Consider the following 13,604-nt stretch of genomic DNA (forward strand, 5'->3'; position numbering starts at 1 on the left):
TGTTGAACAGCACGAAAGAGTTCAGCAGCGCAGCAAAGAGTTCAGCATGTAGTTCAGCAGTGCAGTGAACTGTTCAGCGCCATACGGTACATCAATGGACGTTTCGACCTGATCAGGCCGTCGCGGCCCCGTCCCCCCTCCCTCGTGATGTCGGCCTCGTTGTCCGGCGAACTGTTGAGCGGTACTCACAAGTTCATTGCACAGCCAAGAGTTCAGTAGCGAGGAGAGCACTTCCGCACTGGCACTCCCGCCACGTAACCCATCACCCGGACGAAGACATCGAGGCCGCCACCTCATGACCGACTTCATGCATCGGTGCCTCGATCACACCTCTTCGAGTGGCATTCAGCCGGAAGTCTCCCAAGCGCACAACAAGATCCGGACCATCTCCAACAGGAACAACAAGGGGAGGGAAGGCTCTGATGTATCCACTCAGGCGGCTCGCCAGGATCGGACTGATCACAGGGGCGGGGTCGTGCTGCTCACCGGCCCCGCCACCAGCGCCCAGGAGGTCACCGGTGACATCTCCAAGTACGTCACCCCATTTTTCTGGTCCTGGGCGCCGGGGGAAGAACCTTCTTGCCTGGAGAGGAAGTGCATGACCTTACGAAGGCCGCGCACGTTGCGGCCCGTGCGCGGTGCCCGCGAGCGTGCCCATCTGCGTTACCTCGACCCGGACAAGCAAGAACGCCGGGTGGCGGCCGTAGCTGCGGGCGAGGTGTGTTTCGAGGACGCGCTGCCGGTACGGACGTTTTCCTCCTACGCCGGGCAGTGGCACACCCCGGGGAAGTACTGGGCGGCCAGCACCGACCGCGTGCTGGGGTATGAGTCCTTCCTGGAGTCGAAGTGGATGAAGCTGCTGGACTTCGATGCCGATGTGGCCGCTTTCTCCGCCCAGCCCTTCCTCATCGAGGGTGAGGACGAGGAGGGCCTGTGGGTGCACACCCCGGACCTGTTCGTGCGTCGGCGGGATGGTTCGGCGCTGGTGGTGGATGTGAAGCACGACGAGCGCATCGGCGCCCCCGCCGTGGTGCAGCAAGCCCGGCGGACTGAGGAACTGTGCGAGCGGATCGGCTGGGACTACGCCATGGTGGGTGAGCCAGCCCCATTGCGCTGGGCCACGGTCGCCTGGCTCGCCGGATACCGCCGCCCCCTGCAGGCCGGCAATCCCTTGGCCGCCCCCTTGCTCCAGCTCGCCCGCACGCCCGTGCAGATCGGGCGGCTGGTGAGCTTCCAGCCGGTCCCCGAGCTGGCCCGGGCGGTGGTCTACCACCTGATGTGGCACCACAAGCTCGCCTTCGATGTGACCCGTCCCTTGCGCGACCACACCACCGTGCGCACCGCCAGCCGCGGGCGTGAGGCATGAGCAGCCACCGTCTCGCGACAACCGACTGGATCGAGTTCGAGCACGAGCTGCATCAGGTGGCCGGGCTGGACGGCCTCATGGTGCGGCTGCGCTCAGAGACCGGCCGGATGCAGACCATCATGCTCGCCGTCCTCCTGGCGGACGACAGCTTCCGTGCGGCCGTCGAACCACCGCCCCGGACGCTGGATGGGGACGGGTCGGGGCTGGATCCTGCCGGTGTGCTGGATGGCCTGGATGAGGGCGCCAAGAAGGCCGCCTTGGAGCTGGAAGGACATCTGCTGGAGGCCGCAACGGGCTATCGCTCGGGCGATCCCCTCACGGCGGAGCCGGGCGAGCCCCGCGCGCCGTACGATCCGACCCTGCCGCAACGAGCCCGCATCCGGGCCAAAGCCGAGGAGTTGGGGGTCTCGGAGAGGTGGCTGTGGAAGCTGTGGGCTCGGCGCGCGGAACAGGGCCTGTGGGGGCTGGTGGACAAGCGCAAGGCCCGCATCCGCAACCCGCTGCGCAATCTCGATCCGCGGGTGAACCAGGCGATCAGGGACCAGGCAGCAGCCGAGCGCGCCGACAGCACCGCGACGATCGGCAGCCGCTTCTTCCGCCGCACCCAGAACCGCCTGAACGCCGAGCACGGCGCCGGCACGGTCCCGCTGCCGGGCCGGGACACCTTCCGCCGTGCGGTCGCCCACCTGCTGGACACCTCGCCGGCCGCCCCCGCCTATCAGCGGGCCTCGGCGGCCAACCAGCCCGACCGGCCCTTCGGCAACGTGCTCGCCACCCGACCCGGCGAGGTCGTCATGCTGGACACCACTCCGCTGGACGTCCTCGCCTTCGACCCCGGCAGCGGCGGCACGATCAGTGTCGAACTGACCGTCGCCCTCGATGTGGCCACCCGCTCCCTGCTGGCCTGGCGGCTGACCCCGCTGGGTACCAAGGCCATCGACATCGGCCTGCTGCTGGCGGACACCATGACACCGGAGCTCATGCGGCCCGGCTGGGACGACGCCCTGCGCTACCAGATGCTCCGCATCCCGGCCGAGCGGCTGATCAGTGTCGATGAGCGCCTGGCAGAGGCGGCCGCCAGGCCCGTGATCTATCCCGAGACGCTGCTGTATGACCACGGCAAGCCCTACAAGTCCGACGTCGTCGCACGCGCCTGCGCACGCTGGAAGATCGATCTCCAGGACGCCCGCAAGCTGCAGCCCACCGACAAGCCACACGTGGAGCGGCTGTTTGGGACCATCCGCCAGCAGTACTCCGAGCATGTGGCCGGCTACAAGGGCTTCAACGTCGCCCACCGCGGCCGAACCGTGGAGGACCAGGCCCGCTGGAGCATCGATGAGCTGGCGGAGTTCTTCGCCGAGTACGTCATCGCCGTCTACCAGCGCAAGCATCACCGCGGGCTGACCCTGCAGGGTTTCCCCGACCTGCACGTCTCACCGAATGAGGCGTACGCCATGGCGCTGGGGTCGGCCGGCTACGTGGACTGCCCACGCGAGGCGAACATGTACTTCGAGCTGCTGCCGATCGCGGGCCGCGTCATCCACCCCTACGGCGTCGAATTGAACTACCTCACCTACAACGCGGACATCCTCTACCAGTACCGCAAGGCCAAGTCGCCTTACCCGGACAAGCTGTGGCCGATCCGCTATGACCCCAGGAACCTGCTGCACGCCTACTTCCTGGACCCGGCCGACGGCCGTTGGCACGTCCTGCGCTGGACCCACGCGCTGGCCGAGCACCAGCCGTTCACCGACATCACCCTGCGGGAAGCAAAACGCCTCATCGCCCTGCGCGAGCGGGCCCCGGAGGACCAGGCAGAGGTGGCCAGGGCACTCACCGAGCTCCAGAACCGCACCGACGCCCCGGAGACCTGGACGCGCACCGAACGTAAACGTCACACCCGCGACCAGCACCGCGCCGCTGCCCAGAGCCGGGACATCGCCCGCGGCGACGCCCCGGCGGATGACCACCCGCCCCTTGCCGTCGTTCCCGCCCCGTTCGAGCCGGCGGAGGAAAGCGGCGGCTGGGGCGAGGTCGATCTGAGCAGTATCGAGGCCGCCCAGGTCTTTGACCCAGAAGCCCCGTGAACTGAGCTGAGGACTTGCCTTGTTGAGCCCCTTCCGTCACCCCGGCCTGGCCGAACCTCGCACCAAGGAGGAGTGGCGCCACTACCGCGACAGTCGGCCACCGGAGCGTCCTGTCATGCCCTCCTACCAGCAGTACCTGCGGCTGACCGAGGAGGAACGAGAGGATTTCAACGACGACCGCGATGCCTTCCACAGCGCCTTGGTCATCGTCGACACCGCGCAGGTGAGGCGTCTGCACTACCTGATGAAGCGGCGGGTGAAGGCCAACGCCCGCCGCGCGGCAGGCGCCCGCGCCGGCATCGTCTTGGACGGGCCCCCCACGGTGGGGAAGTCCACGATGGTCAAGCTGTTCGCCGCCCGGCACGAGATCCGGCTGCGCCGCCGGCACCCTGAGCGGTTCGAGGACCGCTACGAGAGCGGCGGGTTGCTCATCGACTACACCCCTGTGGTCTACCTGAGTATCCCGGCCCGGGCGACCCCGAAGGATCTATCGGTGCTGCTGGCCGACTACCTGGGCATGGTGCTGGCCCGCGGTGCCACCCAGACCGACATCACCAACCAGGTGCTGAACGTGCTCGCGGACGTCGGCACGGAACTCGTGATCATCGACGATGTGCATTTCCTGGATCTGTCCGCGAAGGAGGGCCGCGTCGTCAACGACCATCTGAAGTACATCGCCAACAAGACCGCGGCGACCTTCGTCTACACCGGCGTCGATCTGAAGAAGTCCGGACTGTTCCTCGAGGGCCAGGCATCCTCACGCGCCACCCAGACCTCGGGACGCAATACCCGGCATGCGGTGACGAAGTTCGGCTGCAGCACCGATGCGGACAAGACCGAGTGGGCTCAGACCGTCAAGGCTCTGGAGGGCAGTCTCGTGCTGTTCCGCCACAAGCCCGGTCAGCTGGTGAAGCTCTCCGCGTATCTGTATGACCGCACCGACGGCAGCATCTGCGCGCTGACCGACCTGCTCCGCGAGTCCGCGATCGAAGCCGTCATGAGTGAGGAGGAAGCCATCACCAGCAAGCTCATGGACCGGGTCGAGATCAGCGAGTACGCCGAAGTCACCTATCAGAGCCTGGTGAACCGGCGCCGCAAGACCGCCTCGGCCCGGTCGCAGAAGGCGGCGAGCTGACGATGGCTACGCCGGCCGGTAAGCACAGTGCCGTCTCACCCCGGTCGTCCGGTGCTTTGCTCGGCCGCGGGCCCAGGACGGTCCAGGAGTTGCGGCGGCTCCCGGTGGTGCCGGTCCCCGCAGACGGCGAGGCGTTCGCCTCCTGGGTGGACCGCACCGCCGTGGCCATGGGCCTTTCCCCGGGCCTGGCCGCACGGGCGCTGGGCCTGGAATACCGCACCAATGACCGCGTGCCCGCCCTCTTCGGCATCCTCCCCACCCCCGCCAGCCTGGACAGCCTGCGCACGACCACCGGGCTGCAGGCGGACGTCGTAGAGACGATGCACCTGTCCCGCTACGACGGGACCATCCTCAACTTCAACGCCCTCCACCCCGGCTACGACAAGCCCCTGGAACACCTCCTCGGCAAACAGTGGCTCCAGCTGACCGGCAGCCGCGCCTGCCCGCACTGCCTCGCCAGAAGCGACGTGTGGCCGCTGTGGTGGCGCCTGGGCATCGCCGCCGTCTGCCCCGACCACCGCTGTCTGTTGATCGACAACTGCCCCGCCTGCGGCATCGCCCTGCGACGCGGCGCGAACAACACGCCAGGCACCCTCCTCAGGCGCACCCACGCGACGCTGGACCTCCGCGAATGCGGCAATCGCCAGCCCAATCCTGGCAGGCCCAGGAACCCGACGGTCTGCCGTCAGCGCATCGCGGACACTCCCACCCTCCCGGTCCCGGAGGCTCTGGTCGCCATCCAGCGTCGTGCGCTCGCCATCGCTGAGGGGGCCGCGGCGCAGCTTGCGGGCCAGTCGGCCACTGGCTCGGACTGGTTCGCCGCCCTCCGGTTCATTGCCGCACTGGCCCGCCTCGTCGTCCACGACGATGAACTCGCAGCCCTCCCCGACGCTGCGGCGCACGCCCTGGCCGCGGTCCGCGATGCCCGCCACGCCCGCCGGGAGCAGTTCGCGCGCGGCGGCGTCCCCGACCCGGGAGCGGGGCCGTCCACGGCCGCCGAGGTCGCCGCCATCCTCGCCCTGGCGGCACCCGTCGTGGACGCCCCCGACCGCAACTCCGGTCCGTCGTACCTCGCGATGTGGGCGAGCAGACTCGCCAAGGACCGGGTGGCCAGATACCACAAGTCGGACCCACTACGGCATCTGCAGCGTCCGATGGTCATGGACGAGATGATGGCGGCCACCATCCCGCCGCACCGCCGCCACATCGCCGATGACGCCGTGCCAGCCTCCACGCTGGCGTTCCGACACATCCCCCAACGCCTCGACCCGGGCGACTACCACGAGTTCCTAGCGGCGCACCTGCCCGGCGCCCACGTCAACAACGGCCGGCACATCGCCTCCTTGGCCCTGGCCCGCCACGCCGGGGCCGAAACGTGGGCACAGGCCTCCCAGGCGCTCGGCCTGCCAGCACGATCACGGAAGACATACGCACGCATCCTCCAACGCACCCCGGAGCCGGAGGCATTCTGGGAGGCGGTCCGGGCCTTGGCGGCCCGGATGACCGATCGCGGCCTCATCGACTACCAGGCCCGTCGCACGGCGCTCTCCAGCCTGCGCGAAGTCCCTGGCCGCGCCCTGGCCCTGATCCTCAAGCCGACGGGACAGCTCCTGACCTGGCAGCGGCGGCGGCACGCCGCCGGCTGGCTGTGGGAACACCTCACCGGCGGGCAGGCGGCCGACGCCCCCACCTACGCCGAAGGCTGGGACGGCATCAAAGCGGCCTCCGTCGCCTTCGCACGCAGTCGATTTCACGCAGAACTACCACAAGAAGCAGGACACGCACTCCTCTCCTGGGGACGCCAGTGGCTCGCCTCCAGCGGCGTCCGGTGATACACGGATCCTCGGTACGTCGGCGGCATGGGCGGCGTAGCGGTAAAGCAGCGCCCGGAGAGGCCGCCATACGGACGGGGCTGGCTCGTGCTCGTGTGGCGGGCGTCCGGCCTCGTCGTCTCGTGCGTGCACCAGTAGGCGCGGGCTCAGGGCCGACAGCGGTGTGGTGCGGCGAAGACTGGGAACTCCGTTGTGCGGTTATGGGCAAGTCACACGCGGCCTTCGGACCGCGAAGATCACCTGGGTGGGGCCACACCCATATGGATGGCGAGCGCCATGAACGCGGCGGCCACTGCCGGGGCTCCTGCCTGGGAAAGATAGCCGCCGAGTGTGAGCATGGCCCTTTCTACTCGGGACGGCGACACGGTCTCGCCAACTGACTCGCGTTCCAGCTCGCGCAGAGCGTCCCTGGCGCCGCTTTCTTGTTCTGCCGACAGGCCGAACCGGGGAATCTCGCTCGCCATCAGCTCGACGAAGGACCTGATGGATTCGGGTTGCACTCCGGTCGAGGTGTAGGCCAACCTCTGGGTCGCGTGGTCGCCTGTGGTGAAGTTCCCTGAGGCGTTTCCGCCTACGTTGATGCTGCGGCTTCCCGGCTGGTCGGTCATGTTTTCCTCCTAGGTGGAGCGATGGCTCGGGTCATCGGCCGGGGGACGGGTTCAGTTTCCGCCGTTGGGAGGGTTACCCAGGCATTCGAGGTCGGCGGGGCCCCCGGTTGATGAGCAGGGCACGCGTTGCAGGGGGGAAGCGTCGCCGGTGGGCATGGCGCGCACGCCCGGTGCGATGTAGGCCCTGGGGATGGTGGCAAATGCGCTGGCAAGGGCGCCGGCTCCCCCCGTGTCGTCGAGATCGGTGCTGGCCAGACCGATGTAGCGCCCGGTGGTGAGGTTGAGCGTGCAGGTCGTGGTCGCGTTGGGGAAGGTGTGCCTCCCTGTTTCCGGGTCGGTTTCTCCGACTCCGGGGGAGGGGGCTAGGGTTTCGGTCGGGCTCTCGTCGCAACCGAACCAGATAGGTTCTCCGTTGAACGGCTGCCCCACGAAGGATTTTCCTTCGATTTTGGCTGCGAGAGCCATCTTTGTGCCGAGGGGGACGACGAATTCACACATCCGCTGCTCGGCTGCCTTGCGGGCCGCCTCTCCTGTGAGGCGCCAGTCCAAGGGGGGTTGAACACACGGCTTCGCCCCCGGGGTGTCGGGGGTGGCGGTGATCTGGAAGTTCTCCGCTGCTAGGTGAACATGGACCAGTGCGATCTTCTGTGTGGGGTTTTGCCTGCTGGTCGCCTGTTGACACTGCTGCCGGGCGCTCGCGTCGCGAGAGCTGGTGGTCGTAGCGCAGACAGTGCGTTCGCGGTCCGCGGTGACGGTACAGGTCGCCGCGGAGGCGCCTTCGTCGCATCCCCAGTAGACGATGGACACACCACGCGGGAGAGGGGCGGCGGGAACCACCTCAACAGGGCCGCGTTTGCCTTTGGCGACGCGGGTGACCTTGGTGCAGTCTGTCGTGCCGGCGCCGCTCGGACATGGTCCTTCAGGCGTTCCGGGCATGTCCTTCACTTCGAAGAGGTCCGTGGCGACCCTCACGTGCAAGGGCACGGTAGAGGCTGCCTGGGGCCCGTTCCCCTCACCCCAGACGTAAACACCCGCGCCTCCTACGCCGCCCAGCAAAGCCGCGCCAATCACGACCTTGGCCACGAGGGGAACTTTGGCGAGGGCGCCGTGGCCGACACCGTGCCCCGCGTTCAACCCGTGGCCGCCTGCCGCAGAAGAGTGGCCCGGTGCGGCATGACCACTGCTACTGCCCTGGGCCGGCCCGTGGGTGCCCGAGGAGTTGCCCGACCCGTGGGAGACGTGCTGTGCGCCCTGACCGGGGGAGCTCGCTTGTCCGCCTGTCGGATCGCCGCCACCCCCGGTGCTCGCATGAGGGCCGCCGGGAGTACCCGCAGCGGGGGGAGAGGCCGGCGACGGGCCGGAGCCGAGGAGGGCGTGGGCGTGCTCCGCGATCGCGGAGCTCCCATGGTCTCCCAGAGCATGCCAGGCTGCTGCCGCAGCGGCTAATGCGGCAGCCGCGGCGATGTGGTGACCGGTCAGTCGCAGTCGGATGCCGGTCTCGTGGGTGAAGTACGCGTGCGCGGGCGCGTCTTGAGCCCGTTTCGCGGCGGCGAGACCGCGAGTGAGGATCCGGTCCCACGCGCCCCAGCGCAGGGAACAGGCGACGGCAGGCGCGGCGGCGTGGGCCAGCGCAACGCCCAGGTCGGGTCGCCCCATCCGGCTGGCAGCCTCGATGAGTGCCGCGATCAGCGGACTGTGATCGGCGACCGACACCGGCTGGGCGCGTCGCGTGGAGGCCCATGCGGTGAGCCGTCGAACTGTCTCGGCGAGCCGGTCGGCGTCGAGCGCCAGGTCGTCAGGCAGATCCTGGGCGACGGCGTCGCCGAGGCGGACATGTTCGTCGGTAAGGGTGACTAGGCCGAGTTCGACCAGAGTGCCGACTGCCGCCCGCGCCGCGTCGAAGGCGCCGCTGTCGGCCGTCAAGAGGGCGAGGACCTCAAGCGTCACGTCCACACCCGGCACGGCCGCGAGCAGCGCCAGGGCCTGCCGGGCATCGCCGCTGCTGCGCTCGATGGCCTGGCGGAGCAGAACGGGCATCTCGCTAACCGCGGGAAGCTTGAGGAGCCCTGTGTCTGTATCGGGTTTGGCGAGCGCCGCAGCGCGCAACAACGTGAACGGATGACCTTGACTGGCCTTCCAGAGGGCGTTCGCCGCGGCTATCTCTGCCGGACGCAGTGGGCGCCGCAGCTCCCGGGCGAGGAGCTGCAGGGCGGCCTCGCGAGGCAGACCGCCCAGGGCGAGGGAGGTGCCGTGTCCCCACAGCAGGCGTTCGCGCCCGCTGAACACGACAGTCCCGGCAGGTACCGCGTCCTGGAGCCGGGTCAGGTCCCGGGCAGACACCTCCAGGTCGTCGATGACGACGCACACTCGTAGATCGCCGAGCAGGGAGAGAAGTTCCCCCTCGGCGGGCCGGTAGCCGGGGCTGCTGTAACACGCCTCGAAGATGCTCTGGATCAGGTCGTCGACTTCTCGGCCGTGCCCGTTGAGGAAGATGACACCATCCCGCCCACCGAACTCCAGACATGCCTGCCGCACCAAGGCACTCTTCCCGATACCTTCGGCACCATGCACCTCGGCCGGTTCGTCCGCAGCGACGCTGCGCAGGATAGAGGCGAGTTCGACTTCCCGGCCGAGAGGCAGACCACCACGGCTGGGCCGACGCTCGATTCGCTCTTTGCGTACAGGTTTCGGACGTCGATCCGGGGCGAGCACGGTCACCGTCGAATGGGTCGCGTTCACCACGACGCTGTAGACCTCGTTGCGATCCCCCGTGATGAATTGGCCGATCGCGTCGCCCTCTACGGTCAAGTCCCGGCCGGAGCTCACCACTGTCACTCCCCCCACCCGCACGTGTACGTTCCACTGCCAAAAGACTTGCGCACTTTCACGCCCGGAGTGAGCGAACTGGACCCCTCGTCGCGATGCCGGGGCCCGCGAATGCGACTTATGACAGACCTGCCATCCGCTCGGTGACGAAACCGTCCTGCGGAGGGCCCGACACCGCGCCGGAGCCCTGGTAGCCACCGTGCCGGGTCCAGCAGCGCAGTGAGGCAGGGCGGAGCAGGCGTGCTTACGGGCAGTCGCTGGCAGCCGTGCGCGGTTCAGGCTAACCCACGTTCGGGAGGCCGCTCCGTCTGCTTCAAGGCCGCAGCGCCAACATTTCAGCTGGCGCGTCTACCCGCCGCAGCTCCTTCGAAGAAATCCGGCGTCCTGCCAATGCCCGCCCCCCTACGTGCCAGTGTCCCGCGGGTCCTGATCGGACACGTCGGATTCCACACGATCCCCGGGCCCGCCACCAGCAGCCCGGCAGCGGGTCCGTTCAACTCTGCGGCATACAAAGGCAGGACACACCCCGGACGGGCAGCGTCGGTCTTATCTGGTCCACACGGTGGAAGGGACCACTCATCCAAGAGGACCGCGATGTCTACGCTCCAGACGCTGAGCCTGCTGCTGGCACACTCGATGGCCCTGCACACCGGGAGCGCCGCCGCCTTCACCGCCTGGTAAACCGGCATTCACCCCCGATACCGCCCTCCTGGCCAGCGGCAGCGCCACCGGCGCCGCCAGTGCCCTGTACCTGATACCTGAGAAACATCAGCTCCTACCACTAGCCACACGATCAACGCCCGTGTCTTTCGGATGGGTTAGTTTCTGCAAACCTGGTCGGCCAGAGGGGCCGGGGAGACGAGCAATCGTCAAGTCCTGTGGATCGGTTGATCTCGCTTTCGTTAAGCTGAGTTGGTCGCGACGAGCCGGGCTTCCAAGCCGTCGCCGTCCTCTAGGCAGGCGGCATAGTGCCCTCCGGGATGCCACTCGGGATACATCGGGTGTCGGCCGTGCCGCGCGGCATCGGCCACCGGTTTCTCGACCGTGGTGGCGTCGATGGTAGTGGTACCTGTTGGCCGGATTGTCCCCCAGGCCGAGGTTGGCCAGCGCGCAGAGGCCGACGTCGCGCGGGCGGGCGAGGAATGGGCTGCGGCGGGGCGGTGACGTTGGCCACCTGTGCTGGCCCGAACTCCCGGCTCTCAGGTACCGGTTGAGCGCCCCCGCGCGCACCCACGCACGCTTCCCGAAGGGCCGCCCGAGCAGCGAGAGTCGTAACAACAACTTCGGACTCGGGGGCCTGCCTTTCCTCGGCGGGCAGAAGGGGAGCGAAATGACGATGAAGGCCAGACGCTTGTGCGGGGCTTTGCTTCTCACCGTCGCGAGCGTCCTGTGGAGTTTGCCGGGCACCGCGCAGGCTGCGCCCACGCGCCCCGGCGACCCGGAAGGGCCGAGCCGCGCGGTTCTGCAGGCCATGGAGCGCGACCTGCACCTGGATGCGACCGCCGCTCGCCGGCGGCTCGCAGACGAAGCAGCGGCCGCGAAGGCCGAGGCCGCACTGGTGCCGGCGCTGGGCAGTGCCTATGCGGGCTCTTGGTTCGATGCGGAGAGCGGCAAGCTGGTCGTCGGCATCACCGACACCGCACATGCTCAGCAGGTGCGGGAAGGCGGCGCCATCCCCAAGGCGACATCGCCCGGCTTCGGTCTCGCCGAGCTCAATGCGATCAAAGGCCGACTCGACGCCCTGGCCAAGGCAACGCCATCCGCCGCAGCGGGTGTGCTGTCCTGGCACGTCGACCCGGTGGCCGACCGTGTCGTCGTCACCATCCTGGCCGGACGTGCCCAGGGCGCCCTCGCCAAGGCAGCGGCCGCCGCTGGCCCAGCCGTACGCTTCGAAACCGCCACCGGGTCAGCCGTGGCCACCGTCGACGACTGGACGTACGTGGACGGCGGGGAAGGCATCCTGTCCGGATCGGAGGTCTGCTCGCTCGGGTACAACGCGCGGCTGACATACCCCGACTTGCCTGGCGTGTCGGACCCCGTGATCATCAGCGCGGGACACTGTCTGAAAGACTCCACCGCCGTGTCGGGCTTTGGAAACTCCAAGATTTACTCCTACAGTCTCGGCCGCTGGTGGATGCGCGATCTGAACTATGACTGGGGCATCATCGGCTCCCTCAGCAGTCGGTGGATGCAGGGCCCATGGATCTCCCAGCACAGGCCGGACGACATCCCACTGATCGTGCACGGCACGCAACAGCGGCCGATCGGAAGTTCCGTGTGCAAGTCCGGGCGTACCACCAACATCACCTGTGGCGTCATCCGGTGGCGCGGCGAATCGGTGAACCAAACCGACCTGGGTCGTGTAGTTTTCAATCTCACCCGTGACACGACCTGCACCGAACCAGGCGACTCCGGCGGCCCGCACTACAGCGGCGACTACAGCGGCAACATCCAAGCCCAGGGCATCGGCAGCACCTCCCAGCTCACCAAGTCCGGCCGCTGCCTGCAGACCATCGGCCAGGAGAACCGCAGCTGGTATGTCGAGATCGGCTACATCCAGTCCTACACGGGCGCGCGGATCTTGACGGGCTGAGCGTGGCCCCACTTCTAGCATGATCGCGCGGTAGGTGCTGCGAAGTTCCCGATCGCCCAGACCATGGTCTGCTGGAGGTGGGGGGTCGCCCTCACTGCCAAGTTCGGCGTCTCCCTCGGGGAATGGACACCTTGTCCGGCCTCTGATCTGGGGCCGGAAAGGAGATGTCCCGTACGGTGATGGAGTTCTACTCGCCGGAGTTCAAGGCGGACGCGGTCGCGCTGTACCTGTCTGATCCGGACCTGACTCCGGCCGGGGTTGCGGGACTTGGGTGTGAGCCGGGGCGCACGCGGGACTGGGTGCGGGCCGAGGGACCCGCCAGGCCGAGCGGGGCACGGCCATGAGCTTTACTTCGCGCACCGGTGCCGATAAAGAGGCGGCCAGCGTGGAAATCACTTGGCGTGGCGGGGGGAGGGGGTAGACGTAGTCCGTGGCGGACATGTCGCACTCGCTGAACATTCCCTGGTCGACCTGCCACTGGGTGGTCAGCCGGGTGATGGTGGCCGGGGACAGGCCAGCTTAGGAGCCGGGGAACTGCTCGAGCCCGGGAACGAATTTCACGCTGGACAGCCCGTGGAGGTAGAGGTAGGAGCGGCAGCACGTCGCTGATCTTCGGAGCCCGGGTGCCGCACGAGGAGAACCGTTTGCGCTCGCTGGTTGCTTCGTCCATGCGCTTGTGGTTGACTCGCGGGTCCTGCACTTCGACCGTCCCGGCTGCGGTGCTATCATCGAGCGGGGCCGGTGATAGCCGTTGCGGACTACCAGGCGGCGCCCGTTCTCGTCCCGCTGGTCGGCCAACTCGGCTATGCAGTCGTTGACGTCACCCTCCAGCGCGGCGGCCAGCATCCGCCTCGCGGATCGGGGAGCCGGTCTCAGTCATTCCATCGGCATTCACTACGCTCAGCACGCGCGTGCGTTCCAACCGGCGGTGCAACGTCGGCCTGCGATGACCAGAAGTCGATTACTCGGGAAGGTACGCCCTTCGCGTCCAACTCGAGGTCGTTCCACAGGTCATGAGCATTGCTCCGGGATGACGCGCGACAGGGTCTGCGCACTGAACAGACCAGTGCGCACTTCCTCAGCCTCGGCTGCGCAGAAAAGAGTTCAGTGCCCAGTCCAGAGCCTCGGGCATTGAACTCTTTTTCATCGTCCGACAC

General features: G+C 68.0%; 7 protein-coding genes and 2 pseudogenes. 6 read left to right on the forward strand and 3 right to left on the reverse strand.

What is annotated here, in order from left to right; all coding sequences use genetic code 11:
- The first annotated feature begins 295 nt into the window (after positions 1–295).
- The 4 genes from IE252_RS42145 to IE252_RS42160 all read left to right on the forward strand — a co-directional run bounded on the left by IE252_RS42145 (position 296) and on the right by IE252_RS42160 (position 6,420).
- Positions 296–1,366 (forward strand): TnsA-like heteromeric transposase endonuclease subunit, encoded by a 1,071-nt coding sequence (locus tag IE252_RS42145; RefSeq protein WP_229849155.1) that lies wholly within the window; start codon positions 296–298, stop codon positions 1,364–1,366.
- Positions 1,363–3,453, forward strand: a complete 2,091-nt coding sequence (locus IE252_RS42150; RefSeq protein ID WP_190094819.1) for a Mu transposase C-terminal domain-containing protein — start codon at positions 1,363–1,365, stop codon at positions 3,451–3,453. Before IE252_RS42145 ends, IE252_RS42150 begins: the two co-directional genes overlap by 4 nt.
- A gap of 115 nt (positions 3,454–3,568) precedes the next feature.
- On the forward strand, positions 3,569–4,588 hold the full coding sequence (locus IE252_RS42155; RefSeq protein ID WP_229849156.1) for a TniB family NTP-binding protein: 1,020 nt from the start codon (positions 3,569–3,571) through the stop codon (positions 4,586–4,588).
- 107 nt (positions 4,589–4,695) lie between these two features.
- A complete protein-coding gene (locus IE252_RS42160) occupies positions 4,696–6,420 on the forward strand; it encodes a TniQ family protein (RefSeq protein ID WP_190094821.1) in 1,725 nt (574 codons plus the stop codon).
- A gap of 236 nt (positions 6,421–6,656) precedes the next feature.
- Here the strand turns inward: IE252_RS42160 and IE252_RS42165 are convergent, their stop codons facing one another.
- On the reverse strand, positions 6,657–7,028 hold the full coding sequence (locus IE252_RS42165; protein ID WP_190094822.1) for a hypothetical protein: 372 nt from the start codon (positions 7,026–7,028) through the stop codon (positions 6,657–6,659).
- 51 nt (positions 7,029–7,079) lie between these two features.
- Entirely contained in the window at positions 7,080–9,854 is a 2,775-nt protein-coding gene (locus IE252_RS42170; protein ID WP_190094823.1) for an NACHT domain-containing protein, read from the reverse strand.
- Positions 9,855–11,184: 1,330 nt separating this feature from the next.
- On the opposite strand from IE252_RS42170, the gene IE252_RS42175 reads away from it, so the two are divergent.
- A complete protein-coding gene (locus IE252_RS42175) occupies positions 11,185–12,447 on the forward strand; it encodes a S1 family peptidase (protein ID WP_190094824.1) in 1,263 nt (420 codons plus the stop codon).
- Positions 12,448–12,626: 179 nt separating this feature from the next.
- Positions 12,627–12,758, forward strand: a pseudogene (locus tag IE252_RS44480) (transposase); the annotation flags it as partial.
- 106 nt (positions 12,759–12,864) lie between these two features.
- Here IE252_RS44480 and IE252_RS43800 read toward each other — a convergent pair.
- Positions 12,865–13,327, reverse strand: a pseudogene (locus IE252_RS43800) (transposase); the annotation flags it as partial.
- Positions 13,328–13,604 lie beyond the last annotated feature (277 nt).

Origin of the sequence: Streptomyces melanogenes, assembly GCF_014649795.1 — a bacterium.
Lineage (GTDB): Bacteria > Actinomycetota > Actinomycetes > Streptomycetales > Streptomycetaceae > Streptomyces > Streptomyces noboritoensis.